Source organism: Streptomyces sp. NBC_00045 (genome assembly GCF_045041095.1).
In the GTDB taxonomy this organism is placed as follows: Bacteria; Actinomycetota; Actinomycetes; order Streptomycetales; family Streptomycetaceae; genus Streptomyces.
Map to the genome: position 1 here is coordinate 3,891,949 of NZ_CP108271.1, position 24,588 is coordinate 3,916,536.

23 protein-coding genes and 4 tRNA genes are annotated in these 24,588 nt (G+C 72.8%); 16 read left to right on the forward strand and 11 right to left on the reverse strand.

Annotation, left to right across the window (positions count from 1 at the left end):
- The first annotated feature begins 16 nt into the window (after positions 1–16).
- From OHA65_RS18115 to OHA65_RS18160, 10 genes are read left to right on the forward strand one after another with little or no spacing between them, the layout of a single operon-like run.
- Entirely contained in the window at positions 17–1,537 is a 1,521-nt protein-coding gene (locus OHA65_RS18115) for an ABC transporter substrate-binding protein (RefSeq protein WP_405762142.1), read from the forward strand.
- The gene (locus OHA65_RS18120) at positions 1,534–2,868 is read left to right on the forward strand and encodes a SidA/IucD/PvdA family monooxygenase (RefSeq protein ID WP_328763147.1); all 1,335 of its coding nucleotides are present in this window, start codon (positions 1,534–1,536) and stop codon (positions 2,866–2,868) included. Before OHA65_RS18115 ends, OHA65_RS18120 begins: the two co-directional genes overlap by 4 nt.
- Positions 2,869–2,889: 21 nt before the next feature.
- On the forward strand, positions 2,890–4,302 hold the full coding sequence (locus OHA65_RS18125; protein ID WP_328763148.1) for a diaminobutyrate--2-oxoglutarate transaminase family protein: 1,413 nt from the start codon (positions 2,890–2,892) through the stop codon (positions 4,300–4,302).
- Positions 4,299–5,615 carry a SidA/IucD/PvdA family monooxygenase gene (locus OHA65_RS18130; protein ID WP_327284139.1) on the forward strand — a complete coding sequence of 439 codons (1,317 nt, stop codon included), beginning with the start codon at positions 4,299–4,301 and terminating at the stop codon, positions 5,613–5,615. The genes OHA65_RS18125 and OHA65_RS18130 overlap by 4 nt, the downstream gene beginning before the upstream one ends.
- Positions 5,616–5,630: 15 nt before the next feature.
- Positions 5,631–6,089: a cupin domain-containing protein gene (locus tag OHA65_RS18135; protein WP_327284140.1), complete on the forward strand. Its 459-nt coding sequence runs from the start codon at positions 5,631–5,633 to the stop codon at positions 6,087–6,089.
- Complete coding sequence (locus tag OHA65_RS18140) at positions 6,086–7,294, forward strand: NAD(P)/FAD-dependent oxidoreductase (RefSeq protein ID WP_405762144.1); 1,209 nt, start codon at positions 6,086–6,088, stop codon at positions 7,292–7,294. The genes OHA65_RS18135 and OHA65_RS18140 overlap by 4 nt, the downstream gene beginning before the upstream one ends.
- Positions 7,281–7,958, forward strand: a complete 678-nt coding sequence (gene epsC / locus OHA65_RS18145) for a serine O-acetyltransferase EpsC (RefSeq protein ID WP_405762145.1) — start codon at positions 7,281–7,283, stop codon at positions 7,956–7,958. Before OHA65_RS18140 ends, epsC begins: the two co-directional genes overlap by 14 nt.
- Positions 7,955–9,598 (forward strand): methionine--tRNA ligase, encoded by a 1,644-nt coding sequence (locus OHA65_RS18150; protein WP_405762146.1) that lies wholly within the window; start codon positions 7,955–7,957, stop codon positions 9,596–9,598. Before epsC ends, OHA65_RS18150 begins: the two co-directional genes overlap by 4 nt.
- The gene (locus OHA65_RS18155) at positions 9,598–10,698 is read left to right on the forward strand and encodes a hypothetical protein (RefSeq protein ID WP_405762147.1); all 1,101 of its coding nucleotides are present in this window, start codon (positions 9,598–9,600) and stop codon (positions 10,696–10,698) included. Before OHA65_RS18150 ends, OHA65_RS18155 begins: the two co-directional genes overlap by 1 nt.
- Positions 10,619–11,128, forward strand: a complete 510-nt coding sequence (locus OHA65_RS18160; RefSeq protein ID WP_405762149.1) for a rhodanese-like domain-containing protein — start codon at positions 10,619–10,621, stop codon at positions 11,126–11,128. The genes OHA65_RS18155 and OHA65_RS18160 overlap by 80 nt, the downstream gene beginning before the upstream one ends.
- 8 nt (positions 11,129–11,136) lie before the next feature.
- Here OHA65_RS18160 and OHA65_RS18165 read toward each other — a convergent pair whose 3' ends face one another.
- Entirely contained in the window at positions 11,137–12,120 is a 984-nt protein-coding gene (locus tag OHA65_RS18165; RefSeq protein ID WP_327284146.1) for a helix-turn-helix transcriptional regulator, read from the reverse strand.
- 324 nt (positions 12,121–12,444) lie between these two features.
- Here OHA65_RS18165 and OHA65_RS18170 point away from each other — a divergent pair, with 324 nt between their 5' ends.
- The gene (locus OHA65_RS18170) at positions 12,445–12,600 is read left to right on the forward strand and encodes a hypothetical protein (protein WP_327284147.1); all 156 of its coding nucleotides are present in this window, start codon (positions 12,445–12,447) and stop codon (positions 12,598–12,600) included.
- 211 nt (positions 12,601–12,811) lie between these two features.
- Here OHA65_RS18170 and OHA65_RS18175 read toward each other — a convergent pair whose 3' ends face one another.
- On the reverse strand, positions 12,812–14,011 hold the full coding sequence (locus OHA65_RS18175; RefSeq protein WP_327284148.1) for a PP2C family protein-serine/threonine phosphatase: 1,200 nt from the start codon (positions 14,009–14,011) through the stop codon (positions 12,812–12,814).
- A gap of 198 nt (positions 14,012–14,209) precedes the next feature.
- On the opposite strand from OHA65_RS18175, the gene OHA65_RS18180 reads away from it, so the two are divergent.
- Both OHA65_RS18180 and OHA65_RS18185 read left to right on the forward strand, forming a co-directional pair.
- Positions 14,210–15,478 (forward strand): bifunctional GNAT family N-acetyltransferase/ATP-binding protein, encoded by a 1,269-nt coding sequence (locus OHA65_RS18180; protein ID WP_327284149.1) that lies wholly within the window; start codon positions 14,210–14,212, stop codon positions 15,476–15,478.
- Between the two features lie 250 nt (positions 15,479–15,728).
- Positions 15,729–16,226, forward strand: coding sequence for a DUF5994 family protein (locus OHA65_RS18185; protein ID WP_328763152.1), 498 nt, complete (start codon positions 15,729–15,731; stop codon positions 16,224–16,226).
- 40 nt (positions 16,227–16,266) lie between these two features.
- Here the strand turns inward: OHA65_RS18185 and OHA65_RS18190 are convergent, their stop codons facing one another.
- From OHA65_RS18190 to OHA65_RS18220, 7 genes are all read right to left on the reverse strand, one after another.
- Positions 16,267–16,467 carry a hypothetical protein gene (locus tag OHA65_RS18190; protein WP_327284151.1) on the reverse strand — a complete coding sequence of 67 codons (201 nt, stop codon included), beginning with the start codon at positions 16,465–16,467 and terminating at the stop codon, positions 16,267–16,269.
- A 540-nt stretch (positions 16,468–17,007) separates the two neighbouring features.
- Positions 17,008–17,080 (reverse strand) — tRNA-Lys (locus tag OHA65_RS18195).
- Between the two features lie 156 nt (positions 17,081–17,236).
- A complete protein-coding gene (locus OHA65_RS18200) occupies positions 17,237–19,528 on the reverse strand; it encodes a DEAD/DEAH box helicase (RefSeq protein WP_405762151.1) in 2,292 nt (763 codons plus the stop codon).
- Positions 19,529–19,805: 277 nt separating this feature from the next.
- Positions 19,806–20,318 carry a hypothetical protein gene (locus OHA65_RS18205; protein WP_327284164.1) on the reverse strand — a complete coding sequence of 171 codons (513 nt, stop codon included), beginning with the start codon at positions 20,316–20,318 and terminating at the stop codon, positions 19,806–19,808.
- A 212-nt stretch (positions 20,319–20,530) separates the two neighbouring features.
- Positions 20,531–20,905 carry a CrcB family protein gene (locus OHA65_RS18210; RefSeq protein ID WP_328763154.1) on the reverse strand — a complete coding sequence of 125 codons (375 nt, stop codon included), beginning with the start codon at positions 20,903–20,905 and terminating at the stop codon, positions 20,531–20,533.
- Positions 20,902–21,435 carry a fluoride efflux transporter FluC gene (locus tag OHA65_RS18215; protein WP_405762153.1) on the reverse strand — a complete coding sequence of 178 codons (534 nt, stop codon included), beginning with the start codon at positions 21,433–21,435 and terminating at the stop codon, positions 20,902–20,904. The genes OHA65_RS18210 and OHA65_RS18215 overlap by 4 nt, the downstream gene beginning before the upstream one ends.
- A complete protein-coding gene (locus tag OHA65_RS18220) occupies positions 21,432–21,782 on the reverse strand; it encodes a metallopeptidase family protein (protein ID WP_266787084.1) in 351 nt (116 codons plus the stop codon). Before OHA65_RS18220 ends, OHA65_RS18215 begins: the two co-directional genes overlap by 4 nt.
- Before the next feature lie 103 nt (positions 21,783–21,885).
- On the opposite strand from OHA65_RS18220, the gene OHA65_RS18225 reads away from it, so the two are divergent.
- The 3 genes from OHA65_RS18225 to OHA65_RS18235 all read left to right on the forward strand — a co-directional run bounded on the left by OHA65_RS18225 (position 21,886) and on the right by OHA65_RS18235 (position 22,170).
- Positions 21,886–21,958 (forward strand) — tRNA-Glu (locus OHA65_RS18225).
- A 39-nt stretch (positions 21,959–21,997) separates the two neighbouring features.
- Positions 21,998–22,071: transfer RNA gene (locus OHA65_RS18230), tRNA-Asp, on the forward strand.
- A 22-nt stretch (positions 22,072–22,093) separates the two neighbouring features.
- Positions 22,094–22,170: transfer RNA gene (locus OHA65_RS18235), tRNA-Phe, on the forward strand.
- A 36-nt stretch (positions 22,171–22,206) separates the two neighbouring features.
- Here OHA65_RS18235 and OHA65_RS18240 read toward each other — a convergent pair.
- Positions 22,207–23,079 (reverse strand): cytochrome c biogenesis CcdA family protein, encoded by an 873-nt coding sequence (locus OHA65_RS18240; protein ID WP_327284166.1) that lies wholly within the window; start codon positions 23,077–23,079, stop codon positions 22,207–22,209.
- A complete protein-coding gene (locus tag OHA65_RS18245) occupies positions 23,076–23,813 on the reverse strand; it encodes a thioredoxin domain-containing protein (protein WP_327284167.1) in 738 nt (245 codons plus the stop codon). Before OHA65_RS18245 ends, OHA65_RS18240 begins: the two co-directional genes overlap by 4 nt.
- Positions 23,814–24,588 lie beyond the last annotated feature (775 nt).

A 24,588-nucleotide genomic window follows, 5' to 3' on the forward strand; every position in this document is an offset into this window, starting at 1 on the left:
GCGGAAAGAGCCCCACGTGCACGCCAACGACCCCGTGTTCCGGATGGGAATCACGGAGCCCACCGCCATCGACCCGTACAAGGCCCAGGAAGGGGAGGGGATCCTCGTCTGCAAGGCCCTGTTCACCGGGCTCCTCGCCCTCGACGAGGACGGCGTCCTGATCCCGGCCACCGCCCGGTCCTGGGAGAGCGACCCGACCGCCACGACCTGGACCTTCACGCTGCGCGCCGGGACGGTGTTCAGCAACGGGGAGCCGGTCACCGCGCACAGCTTCGTGCGCGGCTGGGCGCGGGCGCTGGACCCCGAGGCCAACACGGAGACCGCGTACCACCTGGCGGGCGTGCACTCCTTCACCGCGGTCGACGACACGACGCTGGTGGTCGAGCTGTCCGAGCCCGACGTGCAGTTCGACCTGAAGACCCTCCAGCCGATCTTCAGCCCAGTGCCGGAGTGCGCCGGCCCGGCGCTGAACCCGGCGTACAACGACCTGCCGGTCGGCAACGGCCCCTTCAAGATGGCCGGCCCCTGGGAGCACGGGACCGCGATCCGGCTGGAGCGCAACGACCTGTGGGCGGGGCCCGCGCCCGAAGTGCGCGAGGTGCACATCGACGTCCTCGACGCGGTGACCGGCCTGGACGACGAGTACGAGCGTTTCCTGGCCGGCGTGTACGACTACGCCCGGATCCCCCCGGCGCGCACCGCCGAGGCGGCCGCTCTCGACGGTTTCCTGGAGCAGGAGGGCGCCGGCCTCTTCTACCTGATCCCGTTCTGCCGCCAGGCGCCGATGGACTCGCTGGACGCCCGCCGGGCCCTGTCCGCGGCCATCGACCGCCAAGCTCTGATCGACACGTACTTCCAGGGGCGGCGCAGCGCGGCCCACTCACTGCTGTCGCCCTGGTTCGGCAAGGCCCACACCCCGCTCGCGGAGGCGGCCGCGGATCCGGACAGCGGCTGGTCGGGGTACGACCCGCAGCGGGCGCGTGCGGCGGCCCTGCGGGCGGGTCTGGAGCCCGGCAGCCGCGTCGAGTTCGCGTACAACACCGGTGCCGGGCACGACGACTGGGTCAAGGCGCTGGCCCGCGGTCTGGAGGAGGTCCTGGGCTGGCGGATCGATCTGCTGCGGACCGACGCCCGCGGGCTGGTCGACCACCGGACCTCGATCTCGGCGACCGGTTTCTGCCGGGCCGGCTGGGCCTGCGACTACCCCACGCCCGACAACATGCTCTTCCCGCTGCTGCACTCCTCGTGCACGGCGCCCGACGCCGAGGGCACGGCCCACGGCGACAACGAAGGCCGGTACGTGAACCCGGAGTTCGACGCCCTGCTGGCACGCGCCCGGGCCTCGACGGACCCGGCGGAGCGCGCCGACGCCTGGCGCCGCGCGGACCGCGCGGCGATGGCCGACCTGGCGCTGATCCCGCTCTGGTACCGGACCGACCAGCGGGTCCACGCCGCCGGCCGGATCACCGGCCTGCGCATCGACTTCGACGGAAATCCCACCCTCACCACTGTCAAGGCAAGGAAGACCACCCGATGAGTGCCAGCACGACTCCCGTCTACGACATCCTCGGCATCGGCTTCGGGCCGGCGAACCTGGCCCTCGCCATCGCCCTGGAGGAGCGCGAGTCGCCCCTCACGGCCCGCTTCCTGGAGGCCCGCCCGAGCCCCGAGTGGCAGCCCGGGATGCTGCTGGACGGCTCCGACATCCAGAACCACCCGAGCCGCGACCTGGTGACCCTGCGCAATCCGCGCAGCCGCTACACCTTCCTGAACTACCTGCACGAGCAGGGCCGGCTGCTGCGCCACCTCAACCTCCCCTCGGAGTTCCCGCTCCGCAAGGAGTACGCGGGCTACATCCGCTGGGCCGCCGGCTTCTTCTCCCACCTGGTCGACTGCAACCAGCGGGCGGCCCGCGTCGAGGTCGTCGAGGAGTACGGCGAGCGCGTCTACGAGGTCACCACCATGTCGGGCAGCCGCTACCTGGGCCGCACGCTGGTGATGGGCCCGGGCCGCACCCCGTACGTCCCGGCCCCGTACGACACGCTGCGCACCCCGCGGATCTTCCACCTGACCCAGTACCTGCCGAAGCTGGCGGAGCTGGCCGGCGAGGGCCGTGCCCCGGAGTCGGTGGCCGTCATCGGCGGCAGCCAGAGCGCCGTCGAGCTCGCCCTCGACCTGCACCGCCGCTTCCCGCGGACCAAGGTCACCACGTACACGCGCTCGCACTCGCTGCGGCTGAAGGACACCAGCCCGTTCAGCGAGGAGGGCTACTTCCCCGAGTTCACCGACTACTACTTCCGGGCGTCCCGCGAGGGCAAGAAGGCCCTCGACGCGTACATGCACGGCACGAACTACTCCTCCGCCGACGCAGACGTGCTGCGCGACCTCTACATGACCATCTACGAGCAGGAGCTCGACGGCGACCAGAAGGTGTTCGTCCGCGGCAACCACGAGGCCGTGGGCGTGGCCCCGGAGACCGGGGACCGCATCGCCCTGGACTTCGTCGAGCGCACCACCGGCGAGCGGATCAGCGAGGTCGTCGACTTCGCGGTCCTCGCCACCGGCTTCCGCAACATGGGCCCCGGCACGCACGAGGAGCTGTGCCCGCCGCTGATGGCCCCGCTCGCGAAGCTCTTCGCCACCGAGCCGGACGGCCGTCTCCAGGTGTCCGCCGACTACGCGCTCGAACCGGTCGCCGACGGGACCCCTCCGCTGTTCCTGAACGGCCTGTGCGAGTCCAGCCACGGCATCGGCGACGCGGGCTCCTTCAGCCTCCTGTCGCTGCGCGCCGCGACCCTCACCGACGCCCTGACCGCCCGCCTGACCGCCGCCGCCACCGACCGCAGCGCCGTACTCGCCGCCGCCTGACCGGAAAGGTCCACGTTTCCCATGACTGCCACGATCGACACCCCGGTCTCGGGCCCTCGGGTCTACACGGCCCCCGTGATCAACGGCCCGCTGCCCGGGCCGCTCAGTGCCGAGCTGCTGGACCGGCAGGCCGGCCGCGAGTCCAACTCCCGCTCCTACCCTCGCAAACTGCCGATGGCGATCCGCCGCGGCCGCGGCTCGTACGTCGAGGACCTCGACGGGAACGTCTTCCTCGACTTCCTCAGCGGCGCCGGCGTGCTGTCCCTGGGCCACAACCACCCCGAGCCGCTCGCCGCCGCGCACCGCCAGCTCGACGAGTTCGTGCACGGGCTGGACTTCCCCACCCCGGTCAAGGACGAGTTCACCGACCTGACCATCGGGATGCTGCCGGAGCCGATGCGCGAGCGCACCCGGATCCACTTCTGCGGGCCGACCGGAGCCAACGCCGTCGACGCCGCCCTCAAGCTGTGCAAGACCGCCACCGGCCGCGAGGAGATCATCACCTTCCAGGGCGGCTTCCACGGCGCGACCCTGGCCGCGATGAGCGTCACCGGCCTCGTCGAGCAGAAGGAACCGGTCCGCGGCCGGATGCCGGGCGTGCACTTCTTCCCGTACTCCAACTGCCACAACTGCCCCCTCGGCCTCAAGCGGGACGCCTGCCAGGTCAACTGCGCCGCGTTCCTGGAGAAGGCGCTGACCGACGTCAACGGCGGGATCACCCTGCCCGCCGCCGTGATCATGGAGCTGGTGCAGGGCGAGGGCGGGGTCATCCCGGCCGAGGTCGAGTTCGTCCAGCGGATCCGCGAGGTCACCCGGCGGCTCGGCATCCCGCTCATCGTCGACGAGGTGCAGAGCGGCTGCGGCCGCACCGGCACCTGGTTCGCCTTCGAGCAGTACGGCATCGAGCCCGACGTCGTGTGCGCCTCCAAGGCCCTGTCCGGCATGGGCCTGCCCGCCTCCGTGATCCTCTACGACGAGAAGCTCGACGTCTGGAAGCCCGGCGCCCACTCCGGCACCTTCCGCGGCAACCAGCCCGCCTTCGCCGCCGGCGTCGCCACCATGAAGGTCGTCCAGCGCGAGCGCGTCCTGGAGAACGTCCGGGCCCGCGCCGACCAGCTGATGGTCCACCTCCAGGGCCTGCGCGAGGTCACCCCGTACGTGGCCGACGTACGCGGCCTCGGCCTGATGACCGGCGTCGAGCTGACCGACCCGGCTACCGGGCTGCCCTCCGACGCACTCGCCAAGCGCGTCCAATGGGAGGCCGTCAGCCGCGGCCTGATCATCGAGCTCGGCGGCCGCGACGACTGCGTCGTGCGCATGCTGCCGCCGCTGAACTGCTCGGCCCGCGAGATCGACCAGGCCGGCCGGATCATCCGCGAGTCCCTGACCGCCGCCCTGGCCGCGCTCGACCTGCCGACCGGCGGTGCCCTGTGACGACGCACGACACCACCGTCCAGGACCTGGTGGTGGCCGGCTTCGGCCCCTCCGGGATCGCGCTCGCCGCCGCCGTCGAGGACCACGACGACGCCACCGGTACGGCCCCGCTGGCCGCCCGCTACCTGGAGAGGGCCGCCGACTCCGCCTGGCAGCCCAACCTGGTCCTGCCCGGCACCGACATCCAGCACCACTTCCTGCGCGACTTCGCCACCCCGCGCGACGCCCGCTCCCGCTTCACCTTCCCCCACTACCTCCAGCAGAGCGGCCGCTTCTACCCGTTCACGCTGATGGGCGGCTACGTCAGCCGCCTGGAGTGGTCGGACTACGTGCAGTGGGCCGCCGCCCAGGTCCGCGGCGCCGTCGACTACCACCGCGAGGTGCTGGGCGTCGAGCCCGTCACCGGCTCCGACGGCCGCGTCCGCACCGCCCGCGTCCTGTCCCGGGACACCCGCGACGGCTCCCTGCACACCGTGGAGGGCCGCAACGTCGCGCTCGCCACCGGCCACGAGGCGTACGTACCGGAGCTCTTCCGCCCGCACCTGGGCGAGCGGGTCTTCCACGCCTCCAAGCTGCTGCCGGGACTGGCGGCCCTCGGCGACCGGCCGCTGCGCAGCATCGCCGTCATCGGTGCCGGGCAGACCGCGGGCGAGATCGTCCTGCACCTGGCCGCGCAGCACCCGGACGCCGAGATCCACTCCGTGGTGCGCCACGCGGGCTTCCGGATGTACGAGCTCGGCCACTTCAGCAACGAGGTGTACTTCCCCGACGAGACCGACTACTTCTACGGACTCGAAGGCGACCAGCGCGAACGCGCCCTGGACCAGGCCCGCGCCACCAACTACGCGGCCGTCGACCCCGACGTCTCCACCGCCCTCTACCAGGCCGTCTACCAGGACCGGTTCACCGGCCGGCAGCGCCTGCACATGCACAAGCGGACCGAGGTCACCGACGTGGAGCGGGCCCCGGACGGCCGGGTGCTGCTGCGCACCGCCGAGGTGTTCACCGGCGGGGCCGGCCTGATCGAGGCCGACGTCGTGATCGTCTGCACCGGCTACCGCGAGGCCGCCCTCCCCCGCCAGCTCGCCGCGTTCGTCCCCCACCTGCGTCTGGACGCGCAGGGCCGGCCCGAGGTCACCCGCGCCTACCGCGCCCTCACCGGCGACGACTGCGAGGTCGGGATCTACCTCGACGGGCTCACCGAATGGCGGCACGGCATCGGCAGCGCCACCTCCTTCAGCCAGATGGCCGCCAAGGCCGACACCATCCACCGCGACCTGCGCGCCCGCCTGCGCCAGCCCGTCGCCGCCTGATTGGACCCGTACGCGATGCACATCTTCACCGCCCACGAGGACGACATGGTCTTCGAGGAGCCGTACAACGTCAGCGGCCGGCGGATCTTCCCCTGGCCCGAGGCCGTCGAGGAGCCCAACTGGGGCGGCGCCTGGGTCGACGTGGCGCCCGGCGCCACCTCCACCCCGCACGACCACGACGAGAACGAGATGTTCTTCATCGTCGAGGGCAGCGGGGTCATGCGGATCGGCGACGAGACCCGCCGGGTCCGCGCCGGCGAGACCGTGTTCATCACCCCCTTCCAGGACCACGACCTGACCAACGACGGCGACGTGCGCCTGCGCTTCGTCACCATCTGGTGGGGCGGCTCCGACGCCGTCGCCCGGGACCGCGCCAAGTGGGCCGCCGAGTTCGGCATCACGGACCCGGCGGCCCGCCCGGCAGCGCAGAACACCCCCGACGCCCCCGCGGACCCCCGGCAGGTGGTGGCATGAGCCCCATCGTCCACGCGCACGCCGACGCCATCGTCGTCGGCGGCGGGGTGATCGGCGCGGCCATCGCGCACCAGCTCGCCCTCGCCGGCGTCGGCCGGATCGTCCTGTGCGACCAGGGCCGGGTCAACGCCCAGGGCGCCACCTCCCGCTCCGGCGGACTCCTGCGGCTGCACCACACGTCCGTCGCCGACACCCGCCTCGCCGCCCGCAGCCTGCCCGTCTTCGAGCAGTGGTCGGACATCATCGGCGGCTGCTGCGGCTACCGCCGCACCGGATTCGTCATGATCGTCGGCGAGAACCACGCCGACGACCTGCGCTACAACGCCGCCGCCTCCGCGGACGCCGCCGGATACCGCCGCGTCGAGGTCATCGACCCCGCCGAACTGAAGGAGATCTACCCCGGCCTGCGGACCGACGGCGTCGCCCTCGCCGCGTACGAGCCCGAGGGCGGCTACGCCGACCCGATGGCCGCCTCCGCCTCCCTCCTCACCGCCGCCTACCGGCTCGGCGTCTCCCCCTCCGAGGGCATCCGCGCAGTGAAGGTGCTGGAGAAGGCGGGCACCGTCACCGGCGTCCTCACCTCCATCGGCCGCATCGACGCCCCGCTGGTGGTCCTGGCCGGCGGAGCCTGGGGCTCGGCGCCCGCCGAGTACCTGGGCATCCACATCCCCGTCACCGCGCGCCGGATCGGCCTGGCCCAGGCCGAACTGCCCGGCGCCGGCCGGCGCGGATCGGGCGCCTCCGTACCGACCTGCATCGACGACACCACCGGTAGCTACTTCCGGCCCGACGGCCTCGACCGCTTCTACTTCGGCGTCCCCAGCAAGCCCGACACCGAACTGGGCCGCGACGTGGAACCGCTGACCGAGAGCGAGCTGGAGTCCGCGATCGCCGCGATCGCCGACCGGGTACCGGCCGCCGCCACCGCCCCGCTCGCGGGCACCCGCTCCGGCCTCGACGGCTACACCCCCGACAAACGCCCCGTCGTCGGCGCGGCCGGCCCCGACGGGCTGTACCTGGCCCTCGGCTTCAGCGGCGGCGGCTTCAAGCTGGCCCCCGCCGTGGCCGAGCTCGCGGCCAAGGAGATCGTCGAGGGCGGGGCCGTCCCCGGCAAGGCCGTCCAGGAGCTGCTGGAGCCGTACCGGCCGCAGCGCTTCCTCGCGGGCCGCCCGATCCGTCCGGAGGCCCCGTATGACCACATGTGAGACGACCCCGAAGGACGACCTGCGGGACGGCGAGCCGCACGAGGACCGGCGCCCGCTGCGCGACGTGCTGCGCGAGGACGTGCAGACCGTCCTCGACAAGGACCCGGCCGCCGGCTCCCGCGCCGAGGTGCTGCTCTACCCGCACATCCACGCCCTGTGGACCTACCGGCTCGCGCACTGGCTATGGGGCCGCGGCCACCGGGTCTGCGCCCGCGCCCTGTCCCTGCTGGCCCGCGCCGTCTCCGGCATCGAGATCCACCCCGGGGCACGGATCGGCCGCCGCTTCTTCGTCGACCACGGCACGGCCGTCGTCATCGGCGAGACCGTCCGGATCGGCGACGACGTGATGCTCTACCACCAGGTCACGCTCGGCTCGGTCGGCTGGTGGAAGGACCTGCGCCGGCCCTCCGGCTCGCGCCGCCACCCCGTCGTCGGCGACCGCGTCGTCATCGGTACCGGGGCCAGCGTCCTCGGCCCGGTCACCATCGGCGCCGACTCCCGGATCGGCGCGCACTCGGTCGTCCTCGACGACCTGCCGCCGCGCAGCCGCGTCGTCGCCGCCGCCTCCGCCGCCCTGCCGCCGCTCGACACCGCCGCCCCGGCGGACGCCGCGGCCCTCGACCCCTCCGCCCTGATCCTCCCCGAAGGAACCCACGCGTCATGACCTCCTACGTCGTCACCAGCGCCCCGCCGAACCCGAACGGCGACCTCCACCTCGGCCACCTCTCCGGCCCCTTCCTCGGCGCCGACGTCCTGACCCGGCACCTGCGCCAGCGCGGCCACGACGTGCGCTACGTGGGCTACTCCGACGAGCACTCCTGCTACGTACCGCGTCGCGCCGCCGAGATCGGCTCCACCGCCCACCCGACCGCCAAGCTCTTCGGCGACCGCATGGAGGAGACCCTCTCGCTGGGCGCCATGCACCACGACTGGTTCACCCGCCCGCTCACCGACTCCGCCCACACCGAGTTCGTCCAGCGCTTCTTCCTCGAACTGTGGGAGTCCGGCGCCCTTGAGGTGCAGGAGCTGCCCGTCTTCCACTGCGCGCCGTGCGAGCGGTACCTGTACGAGGCCGAGGTGCGCGGCGAGTGCCAGTTCTGCGCCGTGCCCTCCGACGGCGTGTACTGCGAGGCCTGCGGCCTGCCGCAGAACCCGGCCGGGCTCGCCGCCCCCCGCTGCACCGCCTGCTGGAACGCCCCCGAGACGAAGACCATGCGCCGCATCGTCTTCCCGCTGGAGCGCTACCGCGAGCGCCTGCAGGCGTACTACTGCGACGCACAGGCCAAGGCCGAATGGCGGCCCCGGCTGATCTCGTACCTGGACGGCCTCTTCGAGCGGGCCCTGCCCGACACCGCGATCAGCCGCGAGGCGGACTACGGCATCCCCGTCCCGCTGCCCGGCTGGGAGGGGCACATCCTCGACACCTGGTTCAGCGGCATCTGGGGCTACGCCGCGGGCACCGCGCGGGTCGCCGAGGCGAACGGCGACCGCTCGGAATGGGAGCGGCTGTGGACCGACCCCGAGACCCGGATCGTCAACTTCATCGGCTTCGACTGCTCGTTCTCGCACGCCGTGCTGTGGCCGGCGCTGCTGCTCGCCCAGGGGGAACTGACCCTGCCCGCGCAGGTCGTCATCAACGAGTTCTACCGGCTGGAGGGCGACAAGTTCTCCACCAGCCGCGGCCACGCCATCTGGGGCGGCGAGTTCCTGCGCCGCGTCAACGCGGACGCCCTGCGCTTCCACCTGTGCCTGACCGGCCCGGAACGGGCGCAGAACAACTTCTCCATGAAGGAGTTCGCCGACACCCTCAGCACCGTCCTCGCGGGCGGCCTGGAGCGGTGGACGGACACCGTACTGGACCTGCTCGCCCAAGACTTCGACTCCGTCGTGCCGGCCGCCGGGCCCGCGGACGGCCCGCTGGCCGCCGAACGCGCCGCACTGCCCGGGCAGATCGCCGGCGCCCTCGGCGCGGAGGCCTTCTCCCCGCAGCGCGCCGCCGACGTCCTGGCCACCGTGATCGAGCGTGCCGACGCCGATCTGCGGGAGCTGGCCCTGCTGCGGGTCTCCGGGCCGCGCGAGGAATACGCCGGCCGGCTCGCCGCGCACGCGGAGCTGCTGGCCGCCGTCGCGGTCACCGCGGCGCCGCTGATGCCGGGCTGGTCCGCGTTCCTCGCCGGGCACCTGGGCCTTCCGGTGGACCTCGGCACGCGGATGCCCGAGTGGGCCGGCGTGGAGGGACGGCTCCTGGCGGAGGGCACGACGCTGCCGACCGCCACCCCGCTGTTCTTCCACGAACTGTCGTGATGCCGGACCGGACTGCGGGTGCGGGCCCGGCCGCGGGCCCGGCCGCGGCTCGCGGGGCCGGTGACGGCTGGGCCGCCGGGGCCGCGAAGACGCTGGGAGCGGTCCTCGGCGCGGGAGCCCTGCTGCTTCCGGCGGCCCTCGCCCCGCGGCCCGGCCCCTGGACCGGCATCGCCGTCGCGGCGGTGCTGGCCGGCTGGTGCCTGCTGGTCGCCGCTGCGGGCGGTACGGCTGATTCCGGGCCCGTGGCCTTCGTACGGGACCGGCTCGGCCCGGGACCGGCCCGGGCGGCCACCGCGCTCTACTTCGGTGGTTTCGCCACCGGGCAGGCCGCGCTCGCCCTCGGGGCCGCCGAGTTCGCGCTCCGCGACTCCGGCTGGCGCGCGTTCCCGGTCGCCGCCGCGATCCTGGGCAGCGCCGCCGCCTACGCCTGGTTCGCGCCGCGCGGGCCGTCCCCCGCGGGGCAGCGGCTGCGGCTCGCCGCCGTACTGGCGCTGGCCGTCGCCTGGCGGGCCCTCGGCGGGCCGCTCCCGGGACCGGGCTCCGGGGACCGGGCCGCGCTGCTCGTGGCCGTACCCCTGCTGTTCGGCTGGGTCGGCCTCGAAGGGGCGGTTCCCGCCCTGTCCCGGCGGCGGGCGCTCGGCGGGACCCTGCTGGGCCTCGCGCTGGCGGCTGCGCTGTACGCCGTGCTCCTGGCTCCGCCGGCCGCAGCGGCGGAGCCGTCCCCGGCCGTGGCCGCCGCCCTCGGGCTCGGTTCCGCCGCGCTCTGCTGGACGTACGTGCGCACCAACCTCCGGGCCACGGCCGTCCGGTGGACCGAGCTCACCGGCCGGACCCCGCGCGGCGGCCTCCTGACCGCGGCCCTCATCGCCCTCGGGGCCCTCGCCCTCGGCCGGGCCGCCCACCGGGACGTGTCCGCCCTGCTCCTCGGCCCCGGCGCCGCCGCCGCGGCCCTGTTCGCCCTCATCGCCCTGGCGGGCGTACGCCGCCCCCGTCCACCCCGTCCTCAGGAGTCCACCGATCATGACCGCGACCACGACCACGACCACGACCACTCAGACCGTGTCCCCGTCCTCGAAGGTGCTGCGCGTTCCGCCGGCTGACCCGGCGACCGCCGCCGCCCACTTCCACCGCCGCTTCACGTTCGAGGCCGACGTCGCCGACGTACACGCGGACGTGGAATCGGGCGCCGGCGGCTTCGTCCTCGTCGACAGCCGAAGCGCCGAGGCCTGGGAGCAGGGCCACGTCCCCGGCGCCGTCCATCTGCCCACGGACGAGATCCCGGCCCGGGCCGCCGAACTGGTGGTGCCCGGCAGCGTGGTCGTCACGTACTGCTGGGGCCCCGGCTGCAACGGCGCCACCCGGGCCGCGTACGCCTTCGCGAGCGCCGGGTACGCGGTCAAGGAGATGCTCGGCGGTTTCGAGTACTGGTCCCGGGAGGGCTTCCCGGTGGAGGACTCCGCCGGCACCCGCCAGTCGCCGCCGGACCCGCTGACGGCCCCCGTAGCGGCGGGCGCGGCCTGCGGCTGCTGAACCGCGGTTCAGAGCAGGCCCTCCTCCACGGCCCGCTGCCCGAGCTGGAAGCGGCTCTGCGCGTCCAGCTTCTCCATCAGCTCCGAGATGAGCCGCCGCTCGCTGCGCAGGGAGATCCCCAGCCGGCGTGCGGCGGCCTCGTCCGTGTAGCCCTGGGCCAGCAGGCGCAGCAGCTCGCGCGGCTGCGAGCCGGGGTCTTCCAGGCTGCGCCGGGGCGGCTCGCCGAACGGGGTGGCCGTCTCCCACACGGAGTCGAACAGCGCGCAGAAGGCGGTGACGGCGCCCGGCTCGCGCAGCAGCACCGCCCCCTGCGCGCTGTCCGCCGGGTCGATCGGCATCAGCGCGAACTCCCGGTCGGTGATGACCATGCGCATCGGCAGTGAGGGCACCGTCCGCACCTCGCCGCCCCGCTCGGTCAGCCAGCGGGCGTGCTCCAGGCTGCCCGGGTCGTTGCGGATGGCGTCCTGGTAGATGGTCCGGATCTTCACGCCGCGCGCGATGAGGTCCTCGGTCAGCGGCTCGCTGGCCTTGAACTGCGCGGCGGGCACCGGCCCGCCGGGATGGAAGCTGATCGACTCGCGGCGGGTGCGGGCGGACAGCTCGCTCAGCTTGGCCCGGACCGCCTCGACGCCGAGGAACCGCTCTGCCTCGTGCGCGGGCTGGGCCGGGTGGAGTTCGGCGTACTGCGACAGCAGCGCGCTCGCGGCGGCCTGGCTTTCTGCGAGGGCCCGGTGGCGCTGGGCGATCTCCGCCTGCTGGTGGGCGAGCAGCGAATCGAGCGCGGCCTTCGGGTTCACCGCCCGTAGCCGCCCATCGGTCCGCCAGGACGGTGCGAGGAGGGAGAGCCGGGTCAGCTCCTCCAGGTCCGCGCGTACGTCGTCCTCGGACCGCGCGAGTTCTGCGGCGACATCGGCGACGGCGAGATCCGGCCGTCTGAGGATGAGGCGGTAGAGCGCGTCGGAGCGCTCTGTCAGCCCAAGAGAAACCAACAAAAGGAGCCCCCCAGCTCACGGTTCGGAGCGGCAGCACAGCTGGACCGACAACGCTGGCGGCATGCGGCCCTCCGAGGGCCGATCTTGCACCCTGGATTGTCCATACCAGCCATCGTCTGCACAAACGACGTCCATCACGCGGACACGCCGCGCGGCCAACTCGCCCTGGAAACCGGCCCGCTGGCACGGTTATGTCAGAGCGTTTTGTGCCAGCGGAAACCGGCGACAGGGCCCTGCCGGGCTCGGCACGATGGCGGCACCCCGGAACGAGAGATCCGGCCAACCGCCCCCCTTCCCGCCGGCTCGATAAGAGGCATCCCCACCATGCGTCGCAAGCTCGTCACCCTCATCACCGTCACCGCCGCCGCCCTGATCGCCGTGATCGGCACGAGCACTTCCGGCCAGGCCCACGAACTCGCGGCAGGACCGAAGGACCCGGGCTGGTCGGTGGCCACCCCCCAGGACCCGGGCTGGTCGTGAACGCCGAAGCGCCCCGCCCGGCAAGATCATGCCGGGGTATCCCACTCGGTCCACCGAGGTCCGGAAGCGCCTGCTCAGAAGGCTGCACCGTGTCGTGTCTCAGGCGACCTACCGTCCCAGCGGAGGGCGATCCAGGATTGCTACACCACAGCCACATCTCGGCTGATCGCTGAACTCGGCAGTCGCCATCTGGTGGTGGCACGGCCTTCCGTCATCCACGCCATTCGAACAGGACGAGCGACGCATCGTCCGAGGTGGTCTCGCCGCGTGCCCTCTTGAGGGTGTGGGACAGGTCCCGGGCCACCGTGCGGATCCCGTGGTCGACCTGCTCCAGCTGGTTCACCCAGTCGATCAGCTGCTTCTCGCCGAACTGTTCCTGCCCGGTTTCGTGTTCTTCGATCAGGCCGTCGGTGAAGCAGAGGACGCGGTCGCCAGGCTCCAACGCCACCGCGCTGACCTGCGGCTGGGCCCCTCCGAAGCCGACAGGGAGGGTCGTGGGGCTGTCCAGGCGGCGTACGACGCGGTGCGCGCGGATCAGCATGGGTGCGGGATGCCCCGCGTTGACCCACTGGAGGCGCCCCGTGTCCGTGTCCAAGCGCATCATCTGGGCGGTCACGAAGTGGTCCGGGTCGAACTGCTCCGCGACGGCACGGTCCATGAAGAGGTAGATCTCGGACAGTTCGATGCTGATCCGGCGGGCGTGGCGATACGCGCCGATGGCCACCGTGGCCATCGTGGCCGCGTCCAGGCCGTGCCCCATGGCGTCGACCATGGCGAGGTGCAAGACGTCGCCGTTCAGGGCGTAGTCGAAGCTGTCCCCCGCCACGGCGTAGGCGGGCTCCAGAACTCCGGCGACCGCGACGTGCGGCATCACCATCGACAGCGGGGGCAACAGGGACCACTGGATCTCCGCAGCCACGCTCATCGGTTCACCGCGGCGGATCCGGAAGAAGAGGTCCGTGTAGCCGTTCTTGGTCTGCAGCAGGTCGGCCGCCAGGCCCGCGATCCTGCGCAGGAGGCGGCGGGTGTCGTCGTCGACCCCGTCCAGGGTGACCGCGAGCACCCCCACCTGGTCGCCGCCGTCCAGCAGGGGCAGGTGGACCCGTATGCCGTCGGGCGTCAGGACTTCGACGGGGCGTGACTCCAGGAAGCACCGGCCGGCTTCGGACCGGTCGATGGGCAGCGCATCACCGGCGGCCCCGCCGTCGGCGGGCAGGGGGACCAGCTGTTGCTGTCCGTAGTCCTGAAGCAGGATCTGCGGGTCACGTCCCCCCATGCGGGCAATCGTCTCCGCAACCAGCGGGCCGACCAGATGGGGCGGCAGCTCGTGCGCCCCGTCCAGGAGCACCCCGAGCAGTTCCTCCCCGAAGCTCTCCGAGCGGTCCGGGTCCGCGCGGCCTCCGACGGTCATCCTGTTGCCTCCAACCAGGCGGCCTGGCGTCCGGCTGCACGGGCGGCGTGGCCTCCAGGATGCTCCCAAGCGACCGGGCACGCCACACGGCTTCGATGCTCCGCCCTCAACGGCACTGCCGGGGCGCGCGGTCGCTGCCGCGCGCCCCGGCTCGCATCGGCTGATGATGGGAGTACGGCCGAACACGCGGAGCTGACCATGACGGGTTGGCATGTCAGGGACTACGCCCAGGACGATCTCGAAGCGGTGATCCGGATCGACGCGGAAGGCGGCACGGCCGGAGAATCACCTCTCTTTCCGCTCTCGGACGCCGTGGCGGCCCTCCAGGCCCTCCACCCGGCGGTGGTGGCCACCGCGGACGAGGAGGTGGTCGGTGCCGCGGTGAGCAGGGTGGACGGTGACCGAGCGTGGATCCTGCGCATCAGCATGGCGCCCGCCTGGCGGCACCAGGGGCTGGGCAGCGCCCTGATCACGGCCTTGGAGCACCGGCTGTTCACCGGTGGCGTCCGAACGGTGCACGCGGTCCTGCCCGACGGCGAGACCGGTGCCACCGCCCTGCACAACTGCGGCTTCGGCGCCCGTCCGGGCCTGGTCTTCTTCGAGAAGCGCGGGCGCGTGACCCCTCAGGCGGTCAGCATTCTCGCGTCGCTGGGAGCGGAGCTGCCGCCCGGGGGACTGTGGCAGAAGGTCGCGGGCATGCAGCGGGAGAAGGAGCTCATCGAGCGGCGTCTGGTCCTGCCACTGGCCCATCCCGAAATGGCCGCCCAGCACGGCGTGGAGCTGCCGCGGGCCGTGATGCTGTTCGGGCCGCCCGGGACGGGGAAGAGCACGTTCGCGCACGCGATCGCCAGCCGCCTGGGATGGCCGTTCCTCGAACTGTTCCCCGCCCGGCTGGCAGCCGAATACGGGCTGGCCAGCGGGCTGAACCGGCGCTTCGACGAGATCGCCGCGCTCGATCACGTCCTGGTCTTCATCGACGAGGTCGAGGAGATCGCGGGGACCCGAAGCGGCGCGGACGCGACCGCGGTCGGCGTCGTCAACGAGCTGCTCAAGGCGATCGTCCGGTTCCGCGGCCAGGACGGGCGCCTGCTCGTCTGCGCCACGAACGACGTGACCTCGCTCGACTCCGCGTTCCTGCGGCACGGCCGTTTCGACTACGTACTGCCGATCGGCCCGCCCGACGACCGCGCGCGGACTGCGCTGTGGGAGAGCTACCTGGCCCGAGCGGGCGCGCAGGCCGACAGCGCGGTGCTGGCGACCGCCAGCGAGGGGTTCACCCCCGCCGACATCGCCCATGTGGCGCGCACCGTCTCCCAAGTCCAGTTCGAGCGCACCTTCGACACCGGAGCCCGGGTCCGCCCCACCACCGAGGATTACCTGCGCACGATCGGCGAAACCAGGCCCACGGTCAGCGCGGCCATGGCCCAGGAGTTCGCCCAGCAGACCGAGAAGTTCGCCCGCATCTAGGCCGTCCCTCCCATCAGGCCGGGCCCGTGGCCGTCCCACCGTACTCCGGTCCGTGATCCAGGAACCGCTTCTGACCAGGTATTTTCCGGCGCAGACGGCGAGAGCGGCGCAGTCGGGTCCCCTCGCCACACCGTGAGGGTGGGCGGAGTACCGTGAAACGACGGAGACGTTTCCCAGCTCAACAGCCTTTTCGACGCCGCTGCCGGCCGTCGAACGGGGGTCGCCGCACCGCGAGACAGGCGGAATCACCATGGCCGCATCCGACAACCCCGACCCTTTGAAGCTCCTCCCAGACGCGATCCACCAAGCGGTCAAGCCGGGCGCCGCGCTGCTCCGGCTGGAAACCACACAGTCCCGCCAAGGGCTCCTGGACGGCGCCTGGTGGCCGCGCTCCCGGGACGTCACGATCGAGCTGCCCCTACTGATCACGGCACTGACCGCGCACCTCGGGCCCATCACGCGGGTTGGCCTGGACACCTCCGCCTGGCAGGACATCCCGACCCGTCTGGTCATCGACGGCCAGGTCGTGCACCTCGACGCCGACCCCGTCGGCGACGACACCGTCCTCGTCACTCGCGGCCACAACGACCATTTCGCCCTGCTGGTGGTCCCCCCGGACACCACCGCCGACGCCGCCCGCGAAGCGATGGCGCGCGCCGTCCGCGCCGACAACATCACGCAGGCCACTCAGATCCTCATCGCCACCACACCCGAACCTGAGGACGGCGCCGCCGGGGCGGCGGGCTGACCCCGAATCCTCAGTGGCGAGTGGCCGAGTGGTGCGCCGGTCAGAGCCCCTCGTCGTGCAGGTCCTCTTCGCGCAGAAGATCGTCCTCGCGGCGGCGCGAGGTCTCCTTCTGGCCGGCCTTCTGTCCCTTCTCGCGGGACGACTTGCCGGGCTGGGGCTGCGCAGGGTCTCCGGGGCGACGGTGTTCCTGCGCCTCGCGCCCCTTGCCCGGCTCCTGGCGCTTGTCCTGCCTACCGTCCATGACAGTGACTCCTCTGGATGCGTGGGGTACGGATTCCCTCTCCGTTCACGCTGACACGCACCGCGACGGTCTGCACCATGTCGCCCGCGAAGCGAGGCACACGGATGACGCCCCTCCCCGGTGTGGCAGCGTCGGAAGGCTGGCCATCCACTGTGGACCGCGCGGCGTCGTGCACGGTCTTCACCCGCTCGGACGGGAAGGAGGCCCGGTTCCCGCTGTACGCCTTCATGTTCGAGGACACGAGTGTCGTGGCCCGGCTGGACTTCACCCCGGCCTTCGGAGCTCTGGGCCAGCGGACGGGGCGCGCGACACGGGTCTACCGCCGCCTCGCGGATGCCGTAGTGGCCATCGAAGAGGCGCTGGAGACGACGCCTGTCCACGGCGAGCCCGCATCGTGGTGCTGGATGGCGCTCCGTCCCGGGCCGTCCGCTCACGCATCGCTCACGCACGGGCCCGGAAACGACTTAGCGCCCCAACTGGCCGAAACCAGATGGGGCGCTAAGCGACAGGACAGAGGGGTCAACCCCCGCCTGCGAGCGGTAGGCCATGTCGGACTCGAACCGACAACCAACGGATTAAAAGTCCGCTGCTCTGCCAATTGAGCTAATGGCCCTCACGTGCTCACCCCAGAGCATAGCCGGAGACCAACGGCCAGCCGATCGAGTATCGACCGACCGGCCCCGTCACGGCTCACAAAACGCGGACAGGGCCCCCACGACGGTGTCGTGGGGGCCCTGTCGGGCAGTCAGCTCAGGGCCGACAGCCGGGGTCAGCCGTTGCGCTTCCAGCGGGGCTTGTCGTCACGACGGCCACCGAAGGAACCGGTGGAGCCGGTGGAGCCGGTGGAGCCGGACGGGCGGTGGTCGTCGCGGCGGCCGTACGGGCGGTCGCCGCCGCCGGAGCGGAAGCCGCCCGACGGGCGGTCGTCGCGGCGGAAGCCACCGGACGGACGGTCGCCACCACGGTCGTCACGGTTGAAGCCACCGGAAGGGCGGTCGTCGCGGCGGAAGCCACCGGACGGACGGTCGCCACCGGAGCGGAAGCCACCGGACGGACGGTCATCGCGGCGGAAGCCGCCACGGTCGCCACCGCGGTCGTCACGGTTGAAGCCGCCCGACGGACGGTCGTCACGACGGAAGCCGCCACGGTCACCGCCACGGTCGTCACGACGGTCGCCACCGGAGCGGAAGCCACCGGACGGACGGTCGTCGCGGCGGAAGCCGCCACGGTCGCCACCGCGGTCGTCACGGTTGAAGCCGCCCGACGGACGGTCGTCACGACGGAAGCCACCGCGGTCACCGCCACGGTCGTCACGACGGAAGCCGCCACGGTCACCACCGCGGAAGCCGCCACGGTCGCCACCGCGGTCGCCACCGCGGTCGCCACCGCGGTCGTCACGACGGTTGTCGCGGCGCTCGTAGTTGCCGCGCTCGTCGCGGGCCTGGAAGGACGGACGCTCCTCGGCGACCGGCGCGGCCGCGACGGCTGCCGCGACCTCGGCCTCGGCGGCCTCGGCCACCTCGGCGACAGCGGCCTCCGGGTCCTCGCCGCGCTCACGGGCGGAGCGGGCGACCAGGCGGTCGGCCTCCTCGCGCAGCTCGGCGGCACGGCGCGTCAGGCGCTCCAGCTGCTTGGTGAGGTCGGCGACCTCACGCTCGGCCTGCTTGGCGGCGTTGTTCGCGGAGTCGGCCTGGACCTCGGTGAGCGAGCGCGCACCGGTGATCTCGGCGACCTCCGGGTCGAAGGCGCCGGCGCCCTGGACGATGTGGCGCGAGGCGTCCACGCCCGCGTCCTCCATCAGGCGGAAGATCTGGCGGCGCTGGTGCGGCAGGGCCAGGGAGACCACGACACCCGACTTGCCGGCACGGGCGGTACGGCCCGAGCGGTGCAGGTAGTCCTTGTGGTCGCCGGCCGGGTCCACGTTCAGGACCAGGTCGATGCCGTCGACGTGGATGCCTCGGGCGGCGACGTCGGTGGCGACGAGCGCGTTGACGTAGCCGTCCTTGAAGTCGGCGAGGACGCGGGTACGGGCGCCCTGCGTCATGCCGCCGTGCAGCGCGTCGGCCTTCACGCCGGCCTCGACGAGCTGCTCGGCGATGCGGTCGGCGCCCAGCTGGGTGCGGACGAAGATGATGGTGCGGCCCTTGCGGGCGGCGATGGCGGCCGTGACCGGCGCCTTGTCCTTCGGCTTCACGACGAGGACGTGGTGCGTCATGGTCGTGACGTTGCCCTGGGCGCTGTCGACCTCGTGCGTGACGGGGTTGGTCAGGTAGCGCTTGACCAGGGTGCCGATCTCGTTCTCCATGGTGGCGGAGAAGAGCATGCGCTGGCCGCCGCCGGGGATCTGGTCGAGCAGCTCGGTGACCTCGGGCAGGAAGCCCAGGTCGGCCATCTGGTCGGCCTCGTCGAGGACGGCCACCTCGACGTTCTCCAGGGAGCAGGCGCCGCGGTTGATGATGTCGCGCAGACGGCCCGGGGTGGCGACGAGGACGTCGACACCGCGCTCCAGGGCGTAGATCTGGTTGCCCATGGAGGTACCGCCGCAGACGACCTTCATCTTCAGGCCGAGCACGTCGCCGTAGGGCTGGAGGGCGTCCGCGACCTGCATCGCGAGCTCACGCGTCGGCGTGAGGATGATCGCGCGGGGCTTCTTCTTCTCGGTGTGGCCACCGGCCAGGCGGGCCAGGGTCGGCAGACCGAAGGAGAGGGTCTTGCCGGAGCCGGTGCGGCCGCGGCCGAGGATGTCCTTGCCGGCCAGGGCGTCCGGGATGGTCGCGGCCTGGATCGGGAAGGGGGAGGTGACGCCGTTCTGCGCGAGCTTGCGCACGACGCCCTCGGGCAGACCGAGGTCGCCGAAGGTGATGGTGGGCTCGGCGTCGGCGTCGTCCGCCTCGGCGTCGATGGACTGGTCGGTCGTCACGTCGGCCTCAAGAGCCTCGATGATCTCGTCCGCCTCAGCGGCCTCGATCGCCTCGGTGACCACGAGGGCCTCGACGGCGTCGACGATCTCGTTCGAGTCGTTCTCGGGCATGACGGCACGGTCAGAACTGGAAATGGACATGCGAAATGCGAAACCTTCCGGAGTCTCGGCACGCGCCCAAACTCCGTGAATCGCAAATCGACCGCCTCAATGCGGTCAGCCACGGCTAGGGAGAGTACGCGCCACACGGCGCTCTTCGGATTCGGCGCCGGGCAATGGGATCAAACGATCTATAACCATACGCACCCTCCTGGGGGTCTGGCAAGTCGCCCCTGCCACATCCCCTCTGACCTGCGACGATCCCCCCGCTCCGGGGAACCGGGCGCCGAGCCCGGGAGCCCCTGGGAGCCACCCGCGGCTACGGAGTGGGCGACGCGCTGGGCTCCGGAGCCGGGGGCGAAGGGTCCGCGGGAGTGGGCGAAGTCACTGGCGGTTCCGGGCTCGGCAGATGGACGGGCGGCGGTGAGACCTGCGTCCCACCGGAACCACTGCTTCCGGATCCGCCCGAGGTGGGCTGCTGCGGCCCCTGGCCGCCGGCGCCGCCGCCCGGACCGGCCGACGGCGAGGGGGCCCCGGGCCGGCCTGCGGGCGCGCCCGGGCTGGGGGAGGCCCCGGTGGCGCCGGACGCCTTGCCGTCCTCGGCCTGCTTGCCCTCCTCGCCCGCCGCGCCGGGCTTCGAGCCGTGGCCGCCGCCGTGGACCCCCGACCTCTTGCCGGATACGGAACCTCCGGCCTCGGCCGCCGCCTTGCGGTCCGAGGAGGAGGACGGCCCGGGCTTCGCGGCGTCCTCACCGACACTCATGCAGCCCGCGGTGGCAGCGACCGCGAGCGCGGAGACGGCCAGCCGGAGGGAGGCGGACAACTGGCGCACGGGGCACCTCCTGGGGGTCTCCCCGGCGGCTGCCGGGGGAGGGCGTTCAGGGTCCGCAGTGAGCGGGTCAATGTGCCCAACTCCCTTTGCCCCGTAAGAGACACGCCCTTGGGGACACCGCCTGTCCGCAATCCGCCGACCCGCCCCGCGCACACCGGCGGGGCCGCGGGTGTGACCCCGGGGGCGGCCGGGAAGGTGCGACCGGAACCGGCTCAGGCGAACAACTGCCGCCCCACCTGCACCCCCAGCGTCACCGCGCCCAGCCCCGCCAGCACCGAGGCCGTCACGTTCGCCATCGCCAGGAACCGCCAGCCGCGCTCGTACAGCCGCAGCGTCTCGTACGAGAACGTCGAGTAGGTGCTCAGCGCCCCGCACAACCCGGTCCCCAACAGCAGGTTCAACCGCCCGGGCGCCGCACCGGCCAACACCGCCCCCGTCAGCAGCCCGAGCACCAGGCAGGCGCCCGCGTTCACCACGAACGTTCCCCACGGGAACACCGAATCGTGCCGCGCCTGCACCGCACGGTCCGTCAGATAGCGCAGCGGCGCCCCCACCATCGCGCCCATCACCACCAGCAGCCAGTTCACGGCGACCTCCGCGGTCCGCCGTGCACCGCGAGGCCCGTTGCGAGGCGGGTCACCGAGGCCCCCGCCCACACCGCGCCCAGCGCCCCCACCACCGTGAGCCCGGCGTACGCCAGCGCGGTCACGGCCTCCCCCGCGTCCAGCAGCCGCGAGAAGTCCACCGCGTACGTGGAGAAGGTGGTGAACCCGCCGAGCACCCCGACCCCGACGAACGGCCGGACCAGCGGATGCGGCGCCGACCGGCCGCCCTCGCTGATCAGCACCATCAGCACCCCGATCAGCGCGCAGCCGATCACGTTGGTCCAGAACGTCGTCCACGGGAAGGCCGCCGACCCGGCCGGCCACAGCAGCGCCGCCCCGTACCGCGCCGACGCCCCGAGCGCGCCGCCGACGGCGATCGCGGCCAGCACCGGCCCGGGCCGCTCGGCGCGCTGCCCGGGCACATGGAGATCGACGTCCGGGTCGATCGCCTCAGCGCGGGCGCCGACGCCGGTGGCCGCGCCGATGCTCCCGGCCCGCTCCGGGCCGGTCACCCGTAGCCCAGCGCGTGCAGCCGGTCGTCGTCGATGCCGAAGTGATGGGCGATCTCGTGCACCACGGTGACCTCCGTCTCCGCGATCACGCTCTCCCGGTCCTCGCACATCCGCAACGTGGGGTTGCGGTAGATGGTGATCCGGTCCGGCAACACACCGGCGTACCACTCGCCGCGGTCCGTCAGCGGGGTTCCCTCGTACAGCCCCAGCAGCTCAGGATCGTCCGCCGGCGGTTCGTCCTCGACGAACACCGCCACGTTGTCCATCAGCCGCGTCAGCTCGGGCGGGATGCGGTCCAGGGCCTCTGCGACGAGCTCTTCGAACTCCTCGCGCGTCATCTCCAGCACCGGGCCATTGTCCCTCCGGGAGAAACCGTTTTGGCGATAGCTCCCCGGATCCCATATGCTTCTCACGTCCCCGACGCGCTGGAAAGTGCCCGGCGGGCCTTTAGCCCTCATCGTCTAGTGGCCCAGGACGCCGCCCTTTCAAGGCGGTAGCACGGGTTCGAATCCCGTTGGGGGTACGCATTACCGTGTGCAAGACTTTGTCTCGCACACTGCAAGGTCCTGTGGAGCAGTTGGTTAGCTCGCCACCCTGTCAAGGTGGAGGTCGCGGGTTCAAGTCCCGTCAGGATCGCTGAGGCCGGAAACGGTCTCGTGGCTGGGTAGCTCAGTTGGTACGAGCGATCGCCTGAAAAGCGATAGGTCGCCGGTTCGACCCCGGCCCCAGCCACCACAAGAAGGCCCCGTCCATCGGACGGGGCCTTCTGCGTTACCCGTTCTCCCGCGCCCCGTCCTCCTGGCGCTCCCCACGCTCACCGCGCTCGCTGCGGCGCCACTGCGTCACGCCGACCGCCGCCGCGCCCGCCGCCACCAGCCCGAGCAGCGCCCAGTCCGGCACCGCGTCCGCGAGGACGCGGACCCGCTGCTCCACCGCGTACGAGTCGTCCACGTCGAGGAGCCCCGGCAGTGCGCTCGCCCCGTCGTACGCGAGGAACAGCGCGCCGAGGGCGATGAAGAACAGCCCCGAGAGCAGCGAGGTGGTGTGCAGCTCGAAGCGGCCCACCCGGACGGCCCGCCCGCGCAGCCAGCGCCGCCGGCCCAGGTCGAACCGCTCCCACAGCAGCGCCAGCAAGAACAGCGGTACGGCCATGCCCAGTGCGTACACCGCGAGCAGCAGGCCGCCGTAGACCGGGCTGCCGCTGACCGCCGCCACCGTCAGGACGCTGCCCAGGATCGGGCCGGCGCAGAACCCTGCCAGCCCGTAGACCGCGCCCAGCGCGTACACCGACAGGGCGGTGGTCGGCCGGATCCGCCCCGACAGCTCCGAGATCCGCTTCGAGGTGAAACCCAGGCCCAGGATCTGCGCGAGCCCGAGCGCGATGATCAGCCAGCCGCCGGCCAGGACGAGTCCGTCGCGGTTGCTGTGGAAGAACCGGCCGGCGTACGAGCCCGCCGCGCCCAGCGGGACGAGGGTGCTCGCGAGGCCCGCGTAGAAGATCCCGGTCCGCGCCAGCAGCCGCGAGGCGGAGTCGATCGAGTACGCGAAGAAGGCGGGCAGCAGCAGTGCGCTGCAGGGGCTGAGCAGCGCGAGGAGCCCGCCGAGCAGGGCTGCCAGGTAGCCGATGTCGCCGACGCCGGTCACTTGGCGGCCTGCGGCTGCGCCTGGGCCTTGGCCTTGGCGATGGCTGCGGCGAAGGCGTCGAGCGGCTGGGCGCCCGCGATGGGCTGCCCGTTGACCAGGAAGGACGGGGTGGAGCTGACGCCGATGCGGTAGCCCTCTTCCTGGTCCTTCTGCAGGGCGGCCGCGGCGGCCTCGCCCGTCATGTCCTGCTTGAAGCGCTCCAGGTCCGGGACCCCGGCCTCGCCGGCCAGCTCCAGCAACCGCGCCTGGCCGAAGCCCTTCTCCTTGGCGCCGTCCGCGTACGCGGCCGCGTGGAACTGCGCGAACCGGTCCTGCCGGCCGGCGGCCCAGGCGGCCTTGGCGGCGGCCTCGGAGTCGGCGCCGAAGATCGGGAAGTTGCGCCACTCGATGCGCAGGGTGCCGTCCTCGACGTACTTCTTCACCAGTTCGGGTTCGGTGTCGCGGGCGAATTTGCCGCAGTAGCCGCACTTGAAGTCGGAGTACTCGATCAACACGACGGGGGCGTCGGCCCGGCCGGCGGCGAGCTTGTCGCCGGGCTCGCGCCGGGCGAGCTTCGCCAGCTCAGCGTGGATGTCGGAGCCCTTGGGGGCGGCCGCGGCGGAGGAGGTCCTGGCGGGGGCGTCCTCGGGGGCGGTGGCCTGCCAGGACACGATCCCGAGGGTGACGGCGGCGAGCGCGACCCCGGCGGAGATCAGCAGCCGCTTGCGGGCGGAAGAGGAAGGAGAAGAAGGCATACGGGTGCTCCAGAGCAACGGGTGGTGAAAGGGACCGGTGGAAGGGCCGGTCCTCTACACCCGCATCACGGACAGCTCCACCGGACCCGGCGCCGGCCGGTCGGGCCCGCGTACGAGCACCTGCGCGCGCGGCGCGGAGGAACAGCTCTGGGGTGACAGGGGCCGCCCGGCGGGAACGTGCCCCTGCTCGCCCCGCACCGGCCCGGCCGGCCCCTGCGGCCGATCGCCCCTCCCGGGCTCACACCCGGGCCCCCGCCCACCGGACCCGGAAGCCACGTCCGCAACCGGCCCGGCCTGCACGCTCCGGACAGCCGGAGCAGGACCCGGCCGGACCCCCGCGTCCACGGACCCCGACCCGACCACCGCCGGGAAAGCCGTCATGGCCTGCGCAGCCGGGGAGGCCGGGCCGGCCGGCACGGTCCATGGGATCCGGTGGGCGGGCACGGTCCGCGCGGCTCGCCCGGCCGGCACGGTCCGCGCGGCTCGCCCGGCCGGCACGGTCCGTGCGGCTCGGGCAGGGGGAACGGCCGCGGCAGCCGGGGCCGGCCGGACGGCCGACGGGATCCCTGCGGCCGACGGCGACGGCGCGGCATAGTCGGGGCGGAGCGCCGCGCTCGCGACCGTGGACCGCGCGGCTCGCGCAGCCGCAGTCGCGGCCGCGACGCCTGCGATCCGGCCCGGGGTCGGGGCCGCCCCGGCCGCGGGTACGGGGCCGGGGCCGGTCAGGGCCGTCACCCATACCGCCAGCGCAGCGACCGTGCACCACACGACGCGC